21 protein-coding genes are annotated in these 21,193 nt (G+C 67.7%); 15 read left to right on the top strand and 6 right to left on the bottom strand.

Annotated features, from left to right (window positions below; genetic code table 11):
• Positions 1 to 667: 667 nt before the first annotated feature.
• Complete coding sequence (locus tag E1261_RS16535) at positions 668 to 1,258, bottom strand: TetR/AcrR family transcriptional regulator (protein ID WP_132407593.1); 591 nt, start codon at positions 1,256 to 1,258, stop codon at positions 668 to 670.
• A gap of 80 nt (positions 1,259 to 1,338) precedes the next feature.
• On the opposite strand from E1261_RS16535, the gene E1261_RS16530 reads away from it, so the two are divergent.
• From E1261_RS16530 to E1261_RS16510, 5 genes are read left to right on the top strand one after another with little or no spacing between them, the layout of a single operon-like run.
• Positions 1,339 to 2,232, top strand: coding sequence for an SDR family oxidoreductase (locus tag E1261_RS16530; RefSeq protein WP_165952530.1), 894 nt, complete (start codon positions 1,339 to 1,341; stop codon positions 2,230 to 2,232).
• A complete protein-coding gene (locus tag E1261_RS16525; RefSeq protein WP_132407591.1) occupies positions 2,229 to 3,365 on the top strand; it encodes a saccharopine dehydrogenase family protein in 1,137 nt (378 codons plus the stop codon). The genes E1261_RS16530 and E1261_RS16525 overlap by 4 nt, the downstream gene beginning before the upstream one ends.
• A complete protein-coding gene (locus E1261_RS16520; RefSeq protein ID WP_132407589.1) occupies positions 3,337 to 4,206 on the top strand; it encodes an alpha/beta fold hydrolase in 870 nt (289 codons plus the stop codon). The genes E1261_RS16525 and E1261_RS16520 overlap by 29 nt, the downstream gene beginning before the upstream one ends.
• 4 nt (positions 4,207 to 4,210) lie before the next feature.
• Positions 4,211 to 4,600, top strand: a complete 390-nt coding sequence (locus E1261_RS16515) for a YccF domain-containing protein (RefSeq protein WP_132407587.1) — start codon at positions 4,211 to 4,213, stop codon at positions 4,598 to 4,600.
• Positions 4,597 to 5,328 carry an MBL fold metallo-hydrolase gene (locus E1261_RS16510; protein ID WP_132407585.1) on the top strand — a complete coding sequence of 244 codons (732 nt, stop codon included), beginning with the start codon at positions 4,597 to 4,599 and terminating at the stop codon, positions 5,326 to 5,328. Before E1261_RS16515 ends, E1261_RS16510 begins: the two co-directional genes overlap by 4 nt.
• 7 nt (positions 5,329 to 5,335) lie before the next feature.
• On the opposite strand, the gene E1261_RS16505 is transcribed toward E1261_RS16510, so the two are convergent.
• The gene (locus tag E1261_RS16505; RefSeq protein WP_132407583.1) at positions 5,336 to 5,620 is read right to left on the bottom strand and encodes a hypothetical protein; all 285 of its coding nucleotides are present in this window, start codon (positions 5,618 to 5,620) and stop codon (positions 5,336 to 5,338) included.
• A gap of 112 nt (positions 5,621 to 5,732) precedes the next feature.
• A complete protein-coding gene (locus E1261_RS16500; protein ID WP_132407581.1) occupies positions 5,733 to 6,509 on the bottom strand; it encodes a hypothetical protein in 777 nt (258 codons plus the stop codon).
• Positions 6,510 to 6,665: 156 nt separating this feature from the next.
• On the opposite strand from E1261_RS16500, the gene ddaH reads away from it, so the two are divergent.
• Complete coding sequence (gene ddaH / locus E1261_RS16495) at positions 6,666 to 7,427, top strand: dimethylargininase (RefSeq protein WP_132407579.1); 762 nt, start codon at positions 6,666 to 6,668, stop codon at positions 7,425 to 7,427.
• Here the strand turns inward: ddaH and E1261_RS16490 are convergent.
• Together E1261_RS16490 and E1261_RS16485 are read right to left on the bottom strand one after the other, a co-directional pair.
• Positions 7,396 to 8,349, bottom strand: a complete 954-nt coding sequence (locus E1261_RS16490) for a tetratricopeptide repeat protein (protein WP_165952529.1) — start codon at positions 8,347 to 8,349, stop codon at positions 7,396 to 7,398. The two genes, ddaH and E1261_RS16490, sit on opposite strands and share 32 nt — an antisense overlap.
• Positions 8,342 to 9,721 (bottom strand): DNA polymerase IV, encoded by a 1,380-nt coding sequence (locus E1261_RS16485; protein WP_132407575.1) that lies wholly within the window; start codon positions 9,719 to 9,721, stop codon positions 8,342 to 8,344. The genes E1261_RS16490 and E1261_RS16485 overlap by 8 nt, the downstream gene beginning before the upstream one ends.
• A gap of 143 nt (positions 9,722 to 9,864) precedes the next feature.
• Between E1261_RS16485 and E1261_RS16480 the strand changes: the two genes are divergently transcribed.
• The 7 genes from E1261_RS16480 to E1261_RS16450 all read left to right on the top strand — a co-directional run bounded on the left by E1261_RS16480 (position 9,865) and on the right by E1261_RS16450 (position 16,731).
• Positions 9,865 to 11,343 carry a glutamate-cysteine ligase family protein gene (locus E1261_RS16480; protein ID WP_132407573.1) on the top strand — a complete coding sequence of 493 codons (1,479 nt, stop codon included), beginning with the start codon at positions 9,865 to 9,867 and terminating at the stop codon, positions 11,341 to 11,343.
• 400 nt (positions 11,344 to 11,743) lie between these two features.
• Positions 11,744 to 12,157, top strand: coding sequence for a universal stress protein (locus tag E1261_RS16475; RefSeq protein WP_132407571.1), 414 nt, complete (start codon positions 11,744 to 11,746; stop codon positions 12,155 to 12,157).
• 2 nt (positions 12,158 to 12,159) lie between these two features.
• Positions 12,160 to 12,780, top strand: coding sequence for an HhH-GPD-type base excision DNA repair protein (locus tag E1261_RS16470; protein ID WP_132407569.1), 621 nt, complete (start codon positions 12,160 to 12,162; stop codon positions 12,778 to 12,780).
• Positions 12,781 to 13,013: 233 nt separating this feature from the next.
• Positions 13,014 to 14,339 (top strand): RNA polymerase sigma factor, encoded by a 1,326-nt coding sequence (locus E1261_RS16465; protein ID WP_132407567.1) that lies wholly within the window; start codon positions 13,014 to 13,016, stop codon positions 14,337 to 14,339.
• Positions 14,340 to 14,343: 4 nt separating this feature from the next.
• Positions 14,344 to 14,598: a DUF6412 domain-containing protein gene (locus tag E1261_RS16460; protein WP_132407565.1), complete on the top strand. Its 255-nt coding sequence runs from the start codon at positions 14,344 to 14,346 to the stop codon at positions 14,596 to 14,598.
• A gap of 43 nt (positions 14,599 to 14,641) precedes the next feature.
• Positions 14,642 to 15,319, top strand: a complete 678-nt coding sequence (gene yidC, locus E1261_RS16455) for a membrane protein insertase YidC (protein WP_132407563.1) — start codon at positions 14,642 to 14,644, stop codon at positions 15,317 to 15,319.
• A gap of 71 nt (positions 15,320 to 15,390) precedes the next feature.
• On the top strand, positions 15,391 to 16,731 hold the full coding sequence (locus tag E1261_RS16450; protein WP_132407561.1) for a cytochrome P450: 1,341 nt from the start codon (positions 15,391 to 15,393) through the stop codon (positions 16,729 to 16,731).
• Here the strand turns inward: E1261_RS16450 and E1261_RS16445 are convergent.
• A complete protein-coding gene (locus E1261_RS16445; protein ID WP_132407559.1) occupies positions 16,721 to 17,452 on the bottom strand; it encodes a TetR/AcrR family transcriptional regulator in 732 nt (243 codons plus the stop codon). The genes E1261_RS16450 and E1261_RS16445 overlap by 11 nt on opposite strands.
• Positions 17,453 to 17,570: 118 nt before the next feature.
• Here E1261_RS16445 and E1261_RS16440 point away from each other — a divergent pair, with 118 nt between their 5' ends.
• Both E1261_RS16440 and E1261_RS16435 read left to right on the top strand, forming a co-directional pair.
• Positions 17,571 to 19,061 (top strand): MFS transporter, encoded by a 1,491-nt coding sequence (locus E1261_RS16440; RefSeq protein WP_132407557.1) that lies wholly within the window; start codon positions 17,571 to 17,573, stop codon positions 19,059 to 19,061.
• A gap of 14 nt (positions 19,062 to 19,075) precedes the next feature.
• Entirely contained in the window at positions 19,076 to 21,142 is a 2,067-nt protein-coding gene (locus tag E1261_RS16435) for a S9 family peptidase (RefSeq protein ID WP_132407555.1), read from the top strand.
• Positions 21,143 to 21,193: the final 51 nt, after the last annotated feature.

The following is a 21,193-nucleotide window of genomic DNA, read 5'->3' as shown; positions in this document are numbered from 1 at the left end:
ACCCGACCCGACCCGACCGCGCGAACCCTCCAACTCGACGGATATCCCCCGAACCGGGGGGTTGCCCATCGAGATTTTCAGGGGGCAACCCCCTGTTTCAGTGGGCATCCCCTGAGATGGGGTTGCGCCAAGGCGGGCTGATCGCCGATGCAGCGCAGTACGGCGGCGATGGGGAGCGTTGCCCCACCGAATCGGTAGGTAGGACTCCCCATCCTCCCGGAACATGGCAGGGGATGTGGGGAGGATCCACCCCCCCCGAATCCGTCGCGGATCCACCCCAAACCGGTTTGGGGAAGGCGGTTCGGCGACCCGTTCGCTGCAGGTGCCCCTAACATCCGGAGGGCGGCCCTCCGGTCTTTCGGACGTTGGGTGGGAGTGGTGGTTAACGTCCGAACGTCCGGAGGGCGGCCCTCCGGTCTTTCGGACGTTGTGGCGGGGACTGGGATACCGGGGAGGCGGGGTTTAGCTGACCGGACTTGGGGCAGCCGACCGAGTGGGACTCACGCAGGGGGCGATCGGGAGGATGCAGACGGCCTGGGCTGGACGGCGGCCCCGGCCGCAACTGGTGGCCTGAGACAGGAAGTGGTGGCCGGGGACCTGTGGCCACGGGTCTCCGGCCGCAACAAACTGTCTCCGGCCGGACTGAGATGCGGGCGCGGTGGACGGGTCAGCGGTGGGTCGTCGACAGGATGGCGTCGAGGGACTGTTCGATCAGGTGTTCCAGGTCGGTGGCGGAGATGGTGGCGTCCTCGATCCAGAGGAGGAGGGTCTGTTCGACGTAGCCCTGCCAGCCGAGGCAGGCGAGTTCGACGACCGGGGTGACGTCGACGCCGGTTTCGCGGACGGCGCCGATCACCCAGGTGCTGAAGACGCCGCGCAGGTCCGAGTGCAGTTTGCGGACCTCGGGGTCACCGGCGGCGGACATCAGCAGGGTGGCGCGGTAGAGCTGTGGTGCTTCGAGGACTGCGCGGACGAAGGCACGGATCCCGGAGCGGAGCTGCTCGGCCGGGGGCAGCGACTGGTCGGGGGCGGTCCGGAGCAGGATCTCGGCCGCGGCTTCCTCGATCACGGCGTACTGGAACTTCTTCTTCGAGCCGAAATAGTGGAACAGCAGGGCGGGGGAGACCTTGGCCTCGGCGGCGACCGACTCGACGGTGAGCTCGCGGTGCGGGTCGGCCAGCAGCACCCGGCGGGCGGCTTCCAGGATCTGCGCGCGCCGTTCGTCGGGGCGCAGCCGGGCGGACGAGGTCTGGGTCATACGGCCAGTCTATTGAGTCTTGGGTCAATAAGCACTTACTGTTGAGTATCCACTCAACAGCTAGAGCCGGAGGATTTCAGATGCGACCGCTGCCCGGACAGGTTGTCCTCATCACCGGAGCGTCCCGCGGGATCGGCGCCGCAGTGGCCCGGAGCCTCGCGAAGGACGGTGCCAAGCTCGCGCTGATCGGCCTGGAGCCGGACGAGCTGAAGCAGGTGGCCGAGGACTGCGGCCCGGACGCGGGGTGGTGGGAAGCAGACGTCACCGACACCGAATCGCTCCGTACGGCGATCGAGTCCGTCCACGCGCGGTACGGCCGGATCGACGTAGTGATGGCGAACGCCGGTATCGCAGCGCCGGGCTTCACTCGCAGCATGGACCCCGCCGTGTGGGAGCGCGTGCTGGACGTCGACCTGTACGGCGTGTGGCGCACAGTGCACCTGACTCTGCCCTACCTGTTGGAGAGCAAGGGTTACCTGCTGCTGGTCTCGTCGCTGGCTGCTGTCGTGCACATCCCGGGCCTGGCGTCGTACAACGTGGCGAAGGCCGGCGTGGAGGCGATGGGTGACACGCTGCGGCCGGAGCTCAAGCACCTGGGTGTGCGAGTAGGCGTTGCGCACATGACCTTTGTGGACACCGACATGGTGCGTGGAGTGGATGACCACCCGGTGTTCGGCAAGGTGCGGACCGGGATCCCGCTGGCGAGCAAGGTGTACCCGCTGGAGTTCGCCGTACAGAAGTTCACCGACGGCATCAAGCGCCGGAAGCGGACGGTGCACGTGCCGGAGTGGATCGGCGTACTGAAGGTGTTCCGCTGGCTGATCCCGCACGTGATCGAGGTGGGTTCGCGCTTCAGCGTGCCGAAGGCGGACCGGGCGGCGCTGGCCGACATTGAGGCTCGTGGTGCATCCGTGTCGACGCGCGCTTCGGGTGCCGGCGGTAAGGCCGACACCGCGAAGGCCACCGGGCGATGAGTCGTCAGTACGACGTCGTCCTGCTCGGTGCGAGTGGCTTCACCGGAGCACTCACCGCCGAGTATCTGCAGAAGAACGCGCCCGCCGAGCTCAAGTGGGCGGTGGCCGGGCGGAACCGCGCGAAGCTGGAGCCGTTCGGCAAGGACGTCCTGATCGCGGACGTGACCGACCCGGCTTCGCTCAAGGCGCTCGCGGAATCGACCAGGATCGTTGTGACCACGGTCGGTCCTTACATCCAGTACGGCGAGCTGCTGGTGGCCGCGTGCGCGGAGGCTGGGACGGACTACCTGGATCTGACCGGTGAGCCGGAGTTCGTGGACCGGATGTACGTGAAGTACCACCAACGTGCGCTGCAGACCGGAGCCCGGATCATCCACGCGTGCGGGTTCGACTCGATCCCGTACGACCTGGGTGTGCAGTTCACGGTCGAGCAGTTGCCGGAGCGGGTGCCGATCACCGTTGACGGTCTGTTGCGGGCCGGTGGCCGGCCTTCGGGCGGTACGTTCCACACCGCGATCACGGCGTTCTCACGGCCGAAGCAGAACCTGGATGCGCACAACGCCCGCAAGCGCGCCGAGTCGCGGCCCGAGGGGCGGCGCGCACGAGCGGTCGCGGGCCGGATCCACCGCCAGCAAGGTTTCTGGGTGGTGCCGCTGCCGACCGTGGACCCGCAGATCGTCGGTTACTCGGGCCGGCTGCTCGACAGCTACGGACCTGACTTCCGCTACGCGCACTATGCGGCGTTCAAGCGGCTGCCGATGGTTGCCGGAGGCATCGGTGGGGTCGCGCTGCTCGCGACCGCCGCGCAGATCCCGCCGGCCCGGAAGGCGCTGCTCAATCGGCTTTTGCCCGGGGCCGGGCCGAGTCCCGAGGTGCGGGCGAAGTCGTGGTTCAAGGTGCGCTTCGTCGGCCGCGGTGGTGGCAAGCAGGTGGTCACCGAGGTGGCCGGGGGAGACCCCGGGTACGACGAGACCGCCAAGATGCTCGGAGAGAGCGCTCTCTGTCTCGCTCTGGACGATCTCCCGGAAACGGCCGGCCAGACCACCACCGCTGCGGCGATGGGTCCGGCGTTGCGTTCACGTCTGGTGAAAGCAGGGATGACCTTTGCCACCCTCAGCACAAGCGACTACTAGCCACGACGGCACCCGGATCGCGTTCTACGACTACGCGCCCGAGTCAGATCTCCCCGTGCTGCTGTGTGTGCACGGGTATCCGGACAACGCGCGGTTGTGGGAGCCGGTGGCCCGCGAGCTCGCAGGAGCATTCCGGGTTGTCACGTACGACGTGCGCGGGGCGGGCGAATCCGGTCAGCCGCGGGAGCGATCGGCGTACCACCTGGATCGGCTGGAGGACGACTTCCACGCCGTACTCGAGGCGGTGTCGCCGGATCAGCCGGTGCATCTGCTCGCGCACGACTGGGGTTCGATCCAGTCGTGGCATTTCGTCACGAGTGAACGCACGCGTGGGCGGATCACGTCGTTCGTTTCGATCTCGGGACCGTCGCTGGATCACGCGGGCTTCTTCGTCCGCAAGCACCGCCCGATCCGCGACGTGATGCGGCAGTTGCTGCACTCCTGGTACATCTACTACTTCCACCTGCCCTGGTTGCCGGAGAACGGCTGGCGTCGGGGCTGGGCGCACCGGGTCTTCGCGCGGCTGGAACGGTCGGCCGACGGCCTTCCCTCAGAGACCGGAGAGCGCTCTCTGGGGGACTACGTGAACGGGCTGAACCTGTATCGCGAGAACGTGTTCCCGCGGATGATCAGGCCCCGAGAACGGATCACCGACGTACCGGTCATGGCTGTGTCTCCGGAGAACGACGTGTTCGTGAGCACGCCGCTGCAGACCGATGTGGCCCGTTGGGCACCGAACCTCACGGTCAAGGTGGTCAGGGGCGGCCACTGGATGCCCCGGAATGATCCCGGACTTGTCGCCCAGTTGGTGCTCGAGCACACCCGGGAGCTGGCACGCTGAAGGTATGAGAACGCTGCTCAACCTGATCTGGCTGGTCTTCGCCGGCTTCTGGCTGTCGGTCGGTTACGCGATCGCCGGCATCATCTGCTGCGTGCTGATCGTGACGATCCCGTTCGGGATCGCGTCGTTCCGGATCGCGGGCTACACGTTGTGGCCGTTCGGCCGGACCATCGTCGACAAGCGCAGCGCCGGCGCCGGCGCCCTCCTCGGGAACCTGATCTGGGTGATCGTGGCCGGCTGGTGGCTGGCGCTCAGCCACCTGGTCACCGGGATCGCGCTCTGCCTCTCGATCATCGGCATCCCGCTCGGCATCGCGAACTTCAAGCTGATCCCGATCTCCCTGCTCCCGCTCGGCAAGGACATCGTCCCGACCGACCAGCCGTTCGCCCGGTGAGGTCACTCACCGTCCTCGGCTCCTGCGGCGCGTGGCCCGAGGCGGGTCGCGCGTGTGCCGGCTTCCTGATCGAGTACGACGGTTTCCGCGTCGTACTCGATCTCGGGTACGCCGCCCTGCCGCAACTGCTGCAGCACCGACCGCACGCCGAGGTCGACGCGGTCGTCGTGACCCATCAGCACCCGGACCACTGCGTCGACGTCAGCGCGCTCGCGCGAGTCCGGTACTACGAAGCCCCAGACGCACCGCCGATCCCGCTGCACAGCCCGCCTGGGGTGGTCGACGTACTCCGAGCCCTTGAACCGAACCCGGACCCAGCGACGGTCTTCGACATCCACGACCTTGCGAGCACGACCCAGCTGGGTCCGTTCTCCGTCGAGACCGTCCAGCTGCCGCACTACGTGCCGAACTTCGGCCTAAGGCTCACGGCACCCGGCGTCTCGCTCGCCTACACCGGCGACAGTGGACCGTCCGACGAACACGCGAAGCTCGCGGAAGGCACTGACGTCTTCATCGCCGACGCCACCCTGCAAGGCCCGTCACCCCGAACCACCCCGCGCTACGTGATGACCGCAGGCGAAGCCGCGCAGGCGGCCCGCGGCGCGAACCGCCTGCTGCTCACCCACTTCTGGCCCGGCTCGGACCGCACGCTCTCCGTCACTGAGGCTCAGGCAGAGTTCAACGGCGAAGTGATCGCCGCCACCGAAGGACTCACTTTGTCGCTGTAGTGACCATTCACTTCATGTCGGCGACGAACCACCACCTGCCGCTCACCGGGTGGCGCTCGCAAGGACCGACCCAGTGGGCCGCGCCGCTGAAGGCGATGCCGCCACGATAGAACTGGCATTCGGGCTCGTCGATGTACGGGCCGAACTGCTTGACCGCTTGGACAGCCGATGTCCCATTGGCGGCCGATGGAGCGGCGCTGGCGGTAGCAACCGGCACGAGCACTGCCGCTGCGGCCGCGGCACCAAGCGCCAGCCGCACGGCGATTCGTCGGACAGCATATGGATTACGCATTTCCGGGCTCCTCTACTGTGTGCGACAGCGCGGACCGCTGTCGCAGCTGCGAGGTAACCACGGGAGGACGTTGCTCCCGTACGCATTCGAGTACCGCGGAATCCTGACTTCGTTACACGCCGAAGTCGGCCCGAGGCCGCGGTGGGTCCCACGGGAGGGCGTCGGCGGCGTGGGGGTTGCGCACGACGGTGACGGACTCGTCGTACCGCCGCCAGATGCCGTCCTCGTCGGGCTCGGCGGCGATCAGCAACACCGAGCTGTTGCCGATGCCGAGGAGAGCCTCGGCGAAGATCGAGTCGCGCCGCAGCAAACCGCGCCGGCTGTCGTCCACCACCAGCCGCACGGAAGTGACCCGCCCGGTCGGTAGCGGCAGGCGGGCGTGTGGCCGGCTGAACCCTTCGTCGAGGTCGTTCAGGTCGATCGTCGCGTCGGCGTCGAACTCGAGTGCCCACACCGGTGCAGCCGCGCAGGTGGACAGCCCCATCGAGCCCTCGTCGAGTGTGAGGTGCAACTGCAGGAACGGGACTCGTTCGGCGTACGGCCCGGCGAAGTGTGTGCCGGCCAGCTCCTCGCCCAGCACGATCGGCCACTCGATACCGCTCCAGTTGCTGATCGTCCGGCCCGCGAGGGCGAGCGCCCCGGCGAGGTTCGCCAGTACGACGTCTCCGCTCCGCCGGCCGATGAAGCGCGGCCGCAGCAACCCTGCCGAGGCCTCGAACCCGAACCCAAAGGCCGCCTCGAAAGGCACCGGTCCAGACGCACTGCAGGTGAGGACCGGCAGCGGCCCGGTCTCGTCCAGACCGATCGTCATCGTCGCGCCGTCCGAACCACGCAACACCCAGCCGCCCGCGCCGTCGACGGAGGTCTGCCACTCCTGCCCGATGCTCATGGCCAGGAGTGTGCGCCACCCAGAGTGTCCCCAGAGTGTCCGCCGCCCCCGATTGCCCAGAAGGTCACCTGGAATGGACCTTCTGGACGATCGTGCGACCGACGGGGAAGCTCGTGGGCCCAGGATTCGGTCTGGGAGGGCGGTTAGTCTGCGGGCATGCCTACTGCGCTCGTCCGCCGCCCGAGTCCCCGTCTGGCCGAGGGGCTGATCACCCACATCGAACGGCAGCCGGTCGACCCCGAGCTCGCCGTACGGCAGTGGCAGCAGTACGTCGACGTACTCGAGCAGCACGGTTGGACTCCCGTGGAGGTGCCACCGGCCGACGCTTGCCCGGACGGTGTGTTCGTCGAGGACACGATGGTCGTGTACGGCGACCTCGCGGTGATCGCTCGGGCCGGAGCCGAATCGCGGCGCCCCGAGGCAGCGGCGGCCGAGCAGGCGGTGCGTGAGCAGGGCTACCGCATCACCCACGTCACTGACCCCGGCACGTTCGACGGTGGCGACATTCTGAAGGTCGGCAACACCGTGTACGTCGGTCTTGGCGGGCGCACGAACGCCGAGGGCATCCGGCAACTCACAGCAGCTCTGACTCCGCTCGGCGCCGACGTGCGAGCAGTGCCGGTGCAGAAGGTGCTGCACCTCAAGTCGGCGGTGACCGCGCTGCCCGACGGCACGGTGATCGGCTACGAGCCGCTCGTCGACGACCCGGCCGCGTTCGACGCCTTCCGCGCAGTCCCCGAGGAGGCCGGGGCACACGTCGTACTGCTGGGGGAGGACCGCCTGCTGATGGCCGCGTCGGCGCCGAAGTCGGCCGCTTTGTTCGCGGAGCTTGGCTACACGCCGGTCGTCGTCGACATCAGTGAGTTCGAGAAGCTCGAAGGATGTGTCACCTGTCTGTCGGTGCGCCTTCGCCGGTGAGCAACTGCCGCGCCGCCTCGACGGCCGGCAGATCGCGCTTCCGCCCACGCGCCGCACCCACATCACACGCGTCACGCAACGCCGCCCGGTAGACCGCCGTGTCCGGATGGTCCGCACCGAACGCGGCCGTGGCGTCGACGACCGAAGCACTCAACGCCTCGATCGACTGAGCGATCTGTCCGCCGGCCAGCAGCGCACGCCCGAGCGCGGCACGGTCGCGGATCAGCTGCGGGTCCCGTGCATCCAGGTCGCTGGTGTCGACCGCGACGATGTCGCTGAGCAGGCTCGCCTCTGAGCGCGGTCCGCCGGTCATCAGCCGAGCGCCGGTCGCGCCCTCGATCGCCGAGCGCGTCAGCTCGTGCTGCGCACCGAACACCCGAGTCAGCTGCGGCGTCACCAACTCGAACCACGCGATCGCCCGCCCGTAGTTCCCCGTCGCGAGCAACCCTTGAGCCACCCGCAACCGCACGCGCAGCGTGGCCGGATCGTCCGCCGCCAGCACGCTCTCGCGCAGCGCCAGCGCCGATTGGTAGAACGGCAGCGCCTGACCTGGCTCTTTGGCGTCCCAGTACGACTCGGCCTGCCGGTACGACGGGTCGCGCTCCAGCTCGGGATGCGCGCCGATCGCCGACGCCGGTTCACCCGGTACGGCGACGAGCGGGGTATCGATCACCTTGCGGGCGACGTACGTCCGGCCGCCGGTCGGGATGATGCGGAACCGCCCGGCCTTCGCCAGCGGGATCCACAGGAAGGTCCGGTAGAGCGTCCGGACCGATGAACCGCAGTTCTCGCAGATGTCGCTGTGGCCGTAGAAGCGGCTGCCGATCCCGGTGGCACCCGCGGGATCGGTGACCCGCCAAGCGACCGACGACGCCGTACAGCTGCCGCAGAACGGGTAGACCCCCCGCCGTTCCTCATTCATTCGGCCCATTGTGTCGAGTTTCGGCCTCGGCGTCTTGCTCCGCCGCGGCGAAGACCGGTTTTGTCAGCAACGGATCGTCGACCGCGAAGGTCCGGACCGGGCCGGGCGGGGTCTCCGCGGTCTCGAACCGGACGGTGACCCGGCCGCGGCCGGAGCCCCACACCCAGCCGAGGCCGTGGTCGGGATGATGGACGTCCTGACCGGTGTAGTAGCCGCCCTGATCGCGGGAGCGCCGCTCGGGCAGCTCGATCACGTCGACGACCTGGTCCTGAGCAGCCTCTGCAGCCTCGGCCGCTTCGCTGTCGGTGAAGAGATCGTCCTGGATCCAGTCGGCCAGCGACGAGACGCCAACCCCGAGCAACCGGATGCCACCGGCCAGGTCGGTGTCGTCGAGCAACCGCCGGGCGACCCGGGCGATCACGCGCGGGTCGTCGGTCGGGCCGGCGAGTGTGGAGGAGCGGGTGTGCGTGGTGAAGTCGTGCATCCGTGACTTCAGGGTCACGGTCCGCCCGGAGAGCTGGGCCTTCTGCAGGCGCTCGGACACTCGGCGCGCCATCCGGTCGGCGATCGCGGTCAGCAGCGCGCGGTCGATGATGTCGACCTCGAAGGTGTCCTCGACGCTGACCGACTTCGTCTCCCGATCGCTGACCACGGGCCGGTCGTCGGCCGCGATGGCCATTCGGTGCAGGCTCGTGCCATGCGCCGAACCGACCTGGCGAACGAGCTCGCCCTCGTCGAGCTGCTGCAGGTCGGCGACGGTCCGGACGCCCGCCATACTGAGCCGCTGTGCGGTTGCAGGACCGACGCCGGGGATCACGGTGACCTGCATCGGCGCCAGGAAAGCCGCCTCGGTGCCGGCCGGTACGACGACCACTCCGTCGGGCTTGTCCAGGTCGCTGGCGATCTTCGCGATCAGCTTCGACGTGCCGGCTCCGACCGACGCGGTCAGCCCGCCACTCGCCGTACGGATCGCGTCCTTGAGGTCTTCGGAGATCGCGCGGACATCGTCGTCGGTGAGCCCGGTCAGCCCCGCCGCGGCCAGATCGATGAACGCCTCGTCGAGCGAGAGCGGCTCGACGAGCGGTGACAGGGCCCGCATTTCGGCCATTACCGCCTGGCTGGTCGCCCGGTACACCTCGAAGCGTGGCCACAGGTACGCCGCGTGCGGGCACCGCGAACGCGCCTCCGCGGTCGACATCGCGGAGCGAACGCCGTACTTGCGGGCCTCGTACGACGCCGTCGAGACGACCCCGCGGAGCCCGATCCCGCCGACGACGACCGGTTTGCCGCGCAGCGAAGGTTTGTCGCGCTGCTCGACGGCCGCGAAGAACGCGTCCAGATCGACATGCAGCACCGACGGTTCCTTTCGCACCTGACCATCCTGCCCGGTCGCACCGACAATTCCCGCGCGGCCGTTGGTTGCTGGCGGCAATACCCGTCCACCACGCGAGTAGGAACGCCACGAACGGGCACCTTCAGGCACACTGAGGCGAGAGGCCAAGCCGGGGAGGCGCAATGGGTGAGGAAGTCGACCGGGTCGAGTTCACCCGGGCGGACCGGACCGCGTTCCGGGACCAGGTGCATCGCAACCTGGACGCCTTCGCGCGGATGCTGCGCGAGGACCGGTTCGCGCCGGACCGGCCGATGACCGGGATCGAGATCGAGCTGAACCTGGTCGACGAGCACTGCGACCCGGCGTTCAAGAACTCCGAGGTGCTGAGCGCGATCGAGGACGACGCGTTCCAGACCGAGCTCGGCCAGTTCAACATCGAGATCAACGTGCCGCCCGGGCAGATCGACGGGATCGGGCTGGACACGATGGAGTCCAACATCCGCGACAGTCTGAACGCGGCCGAGGAGAAGGCGTCCCGGACCGGGTCGTCGATGGTGGTGGTCGGCATCCTGCCGACCCTGCTGACCGAGCACATCCATCGCGAGGCACTCAGCACGAACCCGCGGTACGCGTTGCTCAACGATCAGATCTTCGCCGCCCGCGGCGAGGACGTGCAGATCTCCATCGACGGGATCGAGCGACTGCAGGTGACCGCGGACAGCATCGTGCCGGAGGCTGCCTGTACGTCGACACAGTTCCATCTGCAGGTGACTCCGGAGGCCTTCCCCCGCTACTGGAACGCCGCGCAGGCGATCTCCGGCGTACAGCTCGCGATCGGTGCGAACTCGCCGTTCCTGTTCGGCAAGGAGTTGTTGCGCGAGACCCGCATCGCGTTGTTCGAGCAGGCCGCCGACACCCGCACCCACGAGTTGAAGACCCAAGGCGTGCGACCACGGGTCTGGTTCGGTGAACGATGGATCACCTCGATCTTCGACCTGTTCGAGGAGAACTCGCGCTACTACCCGGCGCTGCTTCCGGTGACGTCCGACGAGGATCCGATCGCCGTTCTCGATCGTGGTGACACACCGGCCCTTTCGGAACTTCGCCTGCACAACGGGACGATCTATCGCTGGAACCGCCCGGTGTACGACGTTGTTCGGGAGAAGCCGCATTTGCGAGTAGAGAATCGCGTGTTGCCGGCCGGCCCGACCGTGGTCGACACAATCGCCAACGGGGCTTTCTATTTCGGCCTGGTGCGCGCACTGGCCGACGACGAACGGCCGATCTGGTCGCAGATGTCGTTCAGTGCCGCTGAAGAAAACTTTCACGAGGCAGCGAAGAGCGGGATCGACGCCGAGGTCTTCTGGCCGGGAGTCGGTACGGCGCGGGCCACCGAGCTGGTGTTGCGGCGCCTGCTCCCACTCGCGTCCAAGGGACTCGATGCGTGGGGCGTCGACACCGCCGTACGGGATCGCCTGCTGGGCATCATCGAACAGCGCTGCCTGACCAACCGGAACGGCGCGTCGTGGCAGGTCGACGAGTTTCATCGACTGTATACAAAGGGATCGCACGGCCGGAAGGACGCGTTGCGCGGGATGTTGCGCCGCTATCGCGACCACATGCACGAAAACACGCCGGTCCACGAATGGCCGATCGACTGAACCGGATTAGCGAGCTAGACAACGGTGGACAACACGCTCGGGGGAGCGCGGAACCACGGTCAGCCGGGCGGAACCGGCGATCTTGCCCAGGGCAACTGGGTGGACGAGTTCGATAACGACCCGGCCTACAGGGGTGGCGCGTTGGGTGACAGCCCTGCAAAGGTGTGGCAACCGGAAGGTTAGAGCGTCCCGCCGCGGGTAGTACTCGGGCACCGGCGTAGCGGTCGTCGCGACGGCTGCACCGGTACCGGAGTACTACCCGCTCGACGATCGGCCGACCGCGACACGCCAGCTGGCAAGTGCGACACCAGGTGGTGTTATGGCAGCGGATGCCGACTCAGGCCGGGAGCAGTATCGTTCGGAACGGGTCGACATTGACACCCGGAGGTGAGGCAGGGCGATGACGACCATCGTCGTGGGATATGTGCCGAAGGCCGAGGGCCGTGCCGCCCTCAGGCGAGCGGCCGAAGAGGCGACGCTGCGCGACGCCAAACTGGTGGTGGTGAACTCGCACCGCGGTGGTCGCACCTTCGACAGCGACGAGGCCGCGGCGAGTGATGCCGCTTTGACGGAGGTTCGGGAGCAGCTCGACTCGACCGGCGTGCCCTACGAGGTGCGGCAGCTCGTGCGTGGACTCGATCCGGCGGAGGACCTGGTGGCCGTCGCCGAGCAGGTACATGCGGAGTTCATCGTGATCGGCCTGAGGCGCCGGTCACCGGTCGGCAAGCTCATCCTCGGCAGCAACGCCCAGCGGGTGCTGCTCGATGCTCCGTGTCCGGTGCTGGCCGTCAAGGCCGAGGAAGGGGAGGAGTAGGGGTGACTTCGACACGCAGCAAGAAGCTGTGCCTCGCACAGCAGCCCGACGCCGACGAGATGCTGAGCAGGGACCCGTTCGCACTGCTGGTGGGCATGCTGCTCGACCAGCAGATCCCGATGGAGCGCGCGTTCGCGGGCCCGGTCGCGATCGCCAAGCGGATGGCCGGCCCGTTCGACCCGACCACGGTCGCACACTACGATCCCGACGCGTTCGTCGAGATCGTCGCCGGTCCGCCGGCGGTGCACCGGTTCCCGACCGCGATGGCGGCCCGGATCCAGACCCTGGCCAAACATCTCGACGAGGAGTACGGCGGTAACGCGTCGGGCCTGTGGTCCGACGTGAAGTCCGGGGACGACCTGCTGGCCAGGCTGTCGGCGCTGCCGGGGTTCGGCGCGCAGAAGGCGAAGATCTTCGTCGCGCTGCTCGGCAAGCAGCTGAAGGTCCGGCCGCGCGGCTGGCGCGAGGCCTCCGAGCCGTACGGCGAGGACGGCGCGTTCAAGTCGGTCGCGGACGTGATCGATGTCGCTTCTCTGGTGAAGGTGCGGCAGTTCAAGCAGGAGCAGCAGGTCGGCCGGCAGCGGGTGGTCGCCCGTCCGTTGCGGCAGACGAGGAACGGTTAGCACGCCGGAACACAGTGTGCAGGTAGCAGGCCTCCACCGGCCGCGTTGGTGCGCTCCGGTGGAGGCCTGAGGCCGTCTTCGGGGGGTCGCGGAACGCCTTGGCTTGGTCTGCGGATTACAATGGAGTGTTGTCGCCGCCTGACCAGCGAGCCGCCGCACACAGCCGTACCTAAAAGCATGCTGTACCAGCACAGAACGTCGTACAAAACCCTGCGTCAGACGAGAGGTATTTCGTGTCGTCCAGCTCGTCCGAGAATGTTCCCGCCGAGTCAGCCCGGGCAGCGGTCGCCGCTACCGCCCGCAGCGCGGCTCCGAGGACCAGCGCCCGAGTGACCGACCCCGCTGCCAAGAAGGCGGCGGCCGCAAAGAAGGCTGCGGTCAAGGCCGCCGGCACCAAGGAGGACGGTATCCCCGCCGCGAAGAAGGCCGCCGCCAAGAAGGCGCCCGCCAAGAAGGCAGTATCCGAGGCCGGACTGGCGATCGACCCCAAGACGGGTAAGCCGCGTGCGCTCGACGAGGTCGACGACGCCGACTTCAAGCCCGACACGGTGAAGGTCCTGGAGAAGGAGATCACCGAGGACCAGGGCTTCATCGTGTCCGAGGCCGACGAGACCGACGAGCCCGAGCAGCAGGTGATGGTCGCCGGGGCCACCGCGGACCCGGTCAAGGACTACCTGAAGCAGATCGGCAAGGTCCCGCTGCTGAACGCCGAGCAGGAGGTCGAGCTCGCGAAGCGGATCGAGGCCGGCCTGTTCGCCGAGGAGCAGATCGGCGACGAGGCGAACAAGCTCAAGGAGAAGGTCCGCGACGAGTACGAGTGGATCTCCGAGGACGGCCGCCGCGCCAAGAACCACCTGCTCGAGGCCAACCTGCGCCTGGTGGTGTCGCTGGCCAAGCGCTACACCGGCCGCGGCATGCTGTTCCTGGACCTGATCCAGGAGGGCAACCTCGGTCTGATCCGTGCGGTCGAGAAGTTCGACTACACCAAGGGCTACAAGTTCTCGACGTACGCCACCTGGTGGATCCGGCAGGCGATCACCCGCGCGATGGCCGACCAGGCCCGCACCATCCGGATCCCGGTGCACATGGTCGAGGTCATCAACAAGCTGGCCCGCGTCCAGCGCCAGATGCTGCAGGACCTGGGCCGCGAGCCCACTCCGGAGGAGCTCGCCAAGGAGCTCGACATGACCCCGGAGAAGGTCATCGAGGTGCAGAAGTACGGCCGCGAGCCGATCTCCCTGCACACTCCGCTCGGTGAGGACGGCGACTCCGAGTTCGGCGACCTGATCGAGGACTCCGAGGCGATCGTGCCGGCCGAGGCGGTCTCGTTCACGCTGCTCCAGGAGCAGCTGCACGCGGTCCTGGACACGCTGTCCGAGCGCGAGGCCGGTGTGGTCTCGATGCGGTTCGGTCTGACCGACGGCCAGCCGAAGACGCTGGACGAGATCGGCAAGGTCTACGGCGTCACCCGCGAGCGGATCCGCCAGATCGAGTCCAAGACGATGTCGAAGCTTCGGCACCCGTCGCGCTCGCAGGTTCTGCGCGACTATCTAGACTGATCGGATGGGACAGTTGATGGCCAGTGCGCTTGCGCTGGTGATCCCTGTCCTCGATACGGCATCTCTGGCCGCCGCCGTGTTCACGGCGGCGGCCTTGCTGTTGGCCGTGCTGCTGGTCGCCCGCTCCGCGGCACCGACCCCGGCACCGCTGCTCGCGCGCGCCGCCTCGGTCCGCGACCGCGCCGAGCGCACCGCGTTCCTCCGGCTCCGTGATCCGGACGCCGCCGGACGGCCGAGACCAAGAGCCCCGGGACAGTAGCGAGTTTCTCGCTACCTGATCCTTCTCACTCTTGGAGTTCGTTGTGCCTTCGTTCCTGGAGGCACCGGTTTCCGGTGCCTATTACCTGCTGTCTTCTCTCGTCTCCGTCCTGCAGCCACTGACCGGCTCCTGGGCAGCCGTCATCGCGATCGTGGCCTGCACCTTGCTGGTCCGGCTCTGTCTGCTGCCACTCAGCGTGCGTGCCCATCGCGGGCTGAAGGCCCGTGCGGCACTGATGCCGCACATGAAGAAACTCACCGAGCGCCATCGCGACAATCCGGAGCGTTTGCAGCGCGAGCTGGCCAAACTGCAGACCGAGCACGGTACGACGCTCTTCGCCGGCATGCTGCCGATGTTCGCGCAGCTGCCCTTCTTCTGGCTGATGTACACGCTGTTCTCCCGCGCGCTGGTCGGGGGTGAGACCAACCAGCTGATCAGCGGCACGTTGCTCGGCGCACCGCTCGGTCTGCACTGGCCAGTGTTCGCTGCGACCCCGGGGTTCCTGGTGCTCGCCGTACTGCTTGCTGTGGTGGCGTGGTTCTCGGCACGCCTCGCGCTGCGGCAGCTGGACGAGTCCGCCACGCCGCTGACCCGTCGGCTAGCGCGCTGGTTGCCGTACGGCACGGTGCTCACGGTGGCCTTCGTGCCGCTCGCCGCCGGGCTGTATCTGCTGACCACCACCACGTGGACCGTCGTCGAACGCACTGTCCTGCAACGCTGACCTGTTGCACGAATGGCCAGCCCGGAGTGCATTTGGTTGCCTAGGGCCACCGTCAGCGCAACACTGCGAAAATGGGATCGAACCGCCTGTACGACGCCACGCTGCGAGCCGACATCCCGGGTCCGTCGGGGTCGGCACACCTGAACAACCTCCGCTTCTGGATGGGCCAGGTCGATTACTCGCGGACGCGGCTGGCGTCGTACGGCGATGTCCCGGTCGTCGGTGTGACGCTGGGCAACGCCTCGATCGTCGCCGTCCGGGGGAGCGCGGTGACCAAGCAGGTGCTCGGCGACGTCACCACGTTCGAGCATCTGAGTGACGGTCCACTCGCGCTCCCGACCGGGCAGCCGTACTCGACGCTGTTCGACGCGACCGCGACCCTGAACGGTCCGCGGCACGTCCGATCCCGCAAACTGCTGATGCCGATCATGCATCGGTCGGCCCTGCACAGCTACGAGAAGGTCTTCATCCGGAACTTCGAGCGGTCCCGGTTCGCCCGGCCGACGGGTGAGACCTTCGATCTGGTCGCCGAGCTCGACCGGCTGACGAACGCGAACATGCTCGCCTGCCTGATCGGCCTCGACGACGCGAACGCCGAGCTGAGTGAGCGCGTCACCCAGTTGCTCGTGACGACGATGGATCCGCGGGTGTTCCTGTTCAAGTTCGGCCGGCGGACGCCGTACGGGCGTTGGTTGCGGTTGGTCGAAGATGTGCACCGCGACGTGTCCGCGCTGATCGACGCCAACCGCGACGAGGAGCCGCGGGCGGACGCACTCTCGATCCTGTGTCACGCCACCGAGGAGGACGGCCGTCGGCTCTCGACGAGCGAGATCATCGGCGAGTTGCACGGCATGCTCGCTTCCGGCTATCTGACGACGTCGGTGACGATGGCGTGGTCGTTGATCGCCCTCGCCGGTGGGCACGCCCAGGACGAGCTGGGCTCGGTGATCAAGGAGACGCAGCGCCTGATGCCGACGGTGCCGATGTCGCTACCCCGGCGGGTCGTGCGCGACGTCGATATCCAAGGCACCTGGATCCCACGCGGAGCCCTGCTGTTCCTGTCCACCTATCTCGAGCACCGCGATCCACAGGTCTTCGATCGGCCCCACGAGTTCGACCCGAGCCGCTGGGCGACTGTGAAGCCGACCCCGTTCGAGTTCTTCCCGTACGGCGCCGGAGCCCGCCGCTGCCTGGGCGCAGCGTTCGCCGAGATGCAGATCCGTACGACGTTCGAGCTGCTGCTGGAGACCGGCGTACCGGAGCTCCTCACCGACCACCTGCGGCATCACATGACCGGTGGAGTCGTCGCCGCGCCCCGAGGGCCGGTCCTGATGCGCATGCAGCCGCTCGGATCTGCCGTGCGGGACTCGACCGCGCCCCTCGAACGCTTCTGGCAGAACCTCAAGCCTTGAGGAGGCGGGCCTCGAGGCCGTCGAGGACGCAGGCCAGGCCGTAGTCGAAGACCTCGTCGCCGTTGTCGGCGGCCGAGCTGCTCGTGTACTCGGCGTACAAGGCCTTGAGGCGCGGGTAGGGCTCGGCGGCTTGTTCGGCGGCGGGCCAGACCTTGGCCATCCACTCCTGCTCGGACAGGCCGCTGCGCTTCATCTTGCTGATCGTCGCGGCCTCGGTCGCGGCCAGGCCGACGACGTGGCTGAGCACGGTGGTCGAGGCGTGATTCGCCTCCCGGAGCCCGAAGCCGGCGGCCTGGTAGAGGCCGAGCGTGCGGTCCGAGGAGGCGAGCATGTTCGGGCCGAGCAGGGTGACGCCGACATCGGCCAGCGTCGAGCCCAGCCACGGATGCCGCAGGATCGTGTTCCGGAAGTTCTGCGCGAAGACGGTCACGGCGGCGCGCCACTCGTCCGGCGAGGAGATCTCCGGTACGTCGATCTCGCCGTACACGTGGTCGACGACGAGCTCGATCAGCTCGTCCTTGTTCGCGACGTGCCAGTAGACCGCGGTGGCGACCGCGCCCAGCTCGGCGCCGAGTTTGCGCATGGTGAGCGCCTCGATGCCGTTGGCGTCGAGCAGTTTGATCGCCGCGGCGACGATCTGCTCCTGGCTGAGCGCGGGCTGCTCGCGCCGCCGGTTGCGCTTGGGCCGGGTCCAGACCGATGGGTATTCCTCGCTCGCCATACCGGCAGCCTACCGGATGAGTTGAACGTTGTGCAGGACTTGACCGCTGTTCAAGTTGTCCTGCACACTGTTCAAGCAACTTGCACACCGTTCAACAAACATTCTGAGGAGGTGCGTGATGACTGCTCGTCATCCGCGTCGGTGGCTGATTCTGATCGTGCTCTGCCTGAGCACCCTGGTGCTGGTGCTGGACAACGGTGTGCTGAACGTGGCCATCCCGGTCCTGACCGAGGACCTGGGGGCGACCGCCCAGGAGATCCAGTGGATCGTCGCCAGCTACATCCTGGTCTTCGCCGGCCTGTTGCTCACCGCCGGCAGCCTCTCCGACCGCTACGGCCGGAAGAAAGTGATGATCATCGGGCTGGCGATCTTCGGTGTCGCCTCGCTGGTGGCGACGTACGCCGGAAGTCCGGAGCTACTGATCGCCGGGCGGGTCCTGATGGGGATCGGGGGAGCGGTCGTGATGCCCAGCACGCTGTCGGTGCTGATCACCGTCTTCGACGACGAGGAACGCCGCAAGGCGATGTCGATCTGGAGCTCGGTGCTGATGGTCGGTCTGATCGGCGGCCCGGTCCTCGGTGGTGCACTGATCGCGAAGTTCTGGTGGGGTTCGGTCTTCCTGATCAACGTGCCGGTGGTTGTCGTGGCGATCACGGCCGCGGTCATCTGGATGCCGGAGTCGAAGGGCCCGTGGCGCAAGCCGGACCCGGTCGGCGCGGTGCTGTCGATGATCGGTCTCGTGTCGCTGGTCTGGGTGATCATCGAGCTGCCGGAGCGTGGCGTGTCGTGGCCGATGGCGATCCTCGCGGTAGCCGGCCTGGTCGCCTTCGTCGTCTGGGAGCTTCGTACGCCGGTGCCGATGGTTCCGCTGCAGCTCTTCCGGGACCGCAACTTCAGCGGCGGCAGCCTGTCGCTCGTGCTGCTGCAGATCGCGAACGGCGGCCTGATCCTCGCGCTGACGCAGTACCTGCAGTTCGTCCTCGGCTACTCGCCGACTCGCGCCGGGCTGGCCCTGGTCCCGATGGCGGTCGCGGTGATCCTGGTCAACGGCATCGGCGCCACGCTCGGCCAGAAGATCGGCAACCGCCCGCTGACGGTGATCGGTCTGCTGGTCCTCGCCGCCGGTTTCGGTGTGATGGCGACCCTGCGCGCCGACGACGGCTTCGGGATGGTCACGCTCGCTCTGGGTGTCTTCGGGATCGGCGCTGGTCTGGCACAGCCTGCCGCGACCGCAGCGTTGATGGGTGCGGTGCCTGCCGAGCACGCTGGTGTCGGCTCGGCGCTGAACGACACCGTCCAGCAGGCCGGTGCTGCGCTCGGGATCGCGATCCTCGGCAGCGCGCTCGCCGGCACCTTCACCTCGTCCATGCCGGACTCGACCCCCGAGGCGGCCCGCGGGTCGATCGGCGAAGCGCTCGGGGTCGCCGCGAGCACGGGTGACGGTCAGCTGGCGCAGCTCGCCAAGATCACGTTCGCCGAGGCCATGTCCGGCACCTTCGTCGCCAGTGCGATCGCGGTGGCCGGCTCTGCCCTCCTCGCCTTCCTCCTCCTCCGTGACAAGAAGCCGGCTGTCGACCAGGTCGACGCCACCTCCGTTCTCACTCACTGAAAGGGTTCCGCCTGATGATCGACGTACAAGCTGCTGAAGCTCTGCTCCGCCACAACCGTTCGAAGCTGGTTGATGCGGGACGCATCAGCCCGATGTGGAGCGACGACGGCGCGCGCTTCAGCTACCAGGTCACTCGCTCGGGGTCCGACCGCACCTACCTGGTCGACCCTGCTGCCGGCACACGTTCGGAGGTCGAGTCGCTCCCGACACCGCCTGGCACCGGGGACTTCCTGGCTGTGGTGTCGCCGGACGGGAAGTACGAGGTGTTCCGCAACGGTCCGGATCTGTGGCTGCGCACGGTTTCTGACGGGTCCGAGCGGGCGTTGACGACGGATGGCTCAGCCGACAACGACTACGGGACCAGCCCGTTCGCGATCAAGATGCTGCTGGGCAAGCTGGGGCTGCCGCATCTCCCGCCGGCGGTGGCGTGGTCGGCGGACTCGCGCCGGATCCTGACCCATCAGCTGGACAGTCGGCTGGTCCGGGAGGCGCAGCTGATCGACGTGTTGCCGGACGACGGTGGTGCGCCGGAGTTGCTGACCCAGCGGTACGCGTACCCGGGTGACGAACACGTGCCGCTGGCGCAGTTCGTCGTACTGGATGTCGAGACGGGCGCCGCCGTACGGGCGCAGGGTGAGCCGTTCGTGCTGCCCTTGCTCTCACCGATCTCGCGGAAGTGGGCGTGGTGGTCGGGGGACGTTGTTTACTTCCTTGACCAGCCACGGGATCAGCGCACGTTGGAGCTCAAGCGCTTGGACCCGGCCACCGGTGAGATCCAGGTGGTGGTGTCGGAGTCCGCGCCGACTCGGGTCGAGCCGAATCAGTTCATGGAGCTGCCCGCGATCACCCGGGTGTGTGGGGACGAGGTGCTCTGGTTCTCGCAGCGGGACGGCTGGCCGCATCTCTATCGGTACGACGTCCACAGTGGCGAGCTGCTGGGACAGGTGACCTCGGGGGAGTGGTGTGTCCGGCAGGTCCTGCACGTGGATCTCGCTGAGCGAGTCGTCTACTTCACTGCCGCGGGACTCGTGCCCGGGAGCCCACTGCGTCGTACGGTCTGCCGGATCGGCTTGGACGGCAGCGGGTTCGCACGGATCACCAACGACGACCTGGATCACGAGGTCGCGGTTCCGCCGAACGGCGGCTACTTCGTGGACAGCGCGTCGACGGTCGGCCTGGCGCCGGTGCACTCGGTCCGATCGTGGAGTGGCGCGCTGCTGGTCGAGTTGGAGGCGGCCGACAGTACGGCGTTGATGGCGACCGGCTGGCGGCCGCCGGAGGAGTTCCGGGTACTCGCCGCCGACGGGGTCACCGAGCTGTTCGGGCTGCTGTACAAGCCGCACGACTTCGACCCGGCGGTCAGCTACCCGATCCTGGATCACCCGTACCCGGGACCACAGATCAACCGTGTCAGTCCGACTTTCGATCCCGGTCTGTACGGCGCGGATGCGGATCCGATGGCGGCACTCGGGTTCGTGGTCGTGGTGATGGACGGGCGTGGCGTGCCGGGTCGCGACAAGGCGTTCCACGACGCGTCGTACGGGAACTACAACGCCGGCATCGACGACCACGTCACCGCGATCCGGCAGCTGGCCGAGACCCGGCCCTGGATGGACCTGGATCGGGTCGGCATCTTCGGTACGTCGGGTGGTGCCTACGCGACCGTGCGGGCGATGGGTGAGTTCCCCGAGTTCTTCAAGGTGGGCGTGGCGGAGTCGGGCAACTTCGACAACCGCTACTACCTGCAGGCCTTCGGTGACACGTACGCCACCGCGGACGCCTCGCTACTCGACTACGCCGACCAGCTCGAGGGCAAGCTCCTGCTCATGCACGGCGGCCTCGACGACAACGTGCACCCGCATCACACCCTCCGGTTGACCGAGCGATTGATTGCCGCTGGCAAGGACTTCGACCTGCTCATCGTCCCGCGGGCCGAACACCTCATGATCGGTTACGAGCACTACGTGGTTCGCCGCCGCTGGAATTACCTCCTGCAACACCTGGCCGGCGTCACGCCCCCGCCGTACCAACTGAAGCCGGCCGTCCTGGACCTATCCTTCCTCTCAAAGCTCACTGGTTGAGATGCACCGATTCCTTTTGGGGGTTGGTGGAGTCTGAGGGGTACCAGTAGG

Source organism: Kribbella albertanoniae (genome assembly GCF_004348455.1).
Lineage (GTDB): Bacteria > Actinomycetota > Actinomycetes > Propionibacteriales > Kribbellaceae > Kribbella > Kribbella albertanoniae.
The sequence above is the reverse complement of the archived record's forward strand: the minus strand, read 5'-3'. Positions and strand labels throughout refer to the sequence as shown.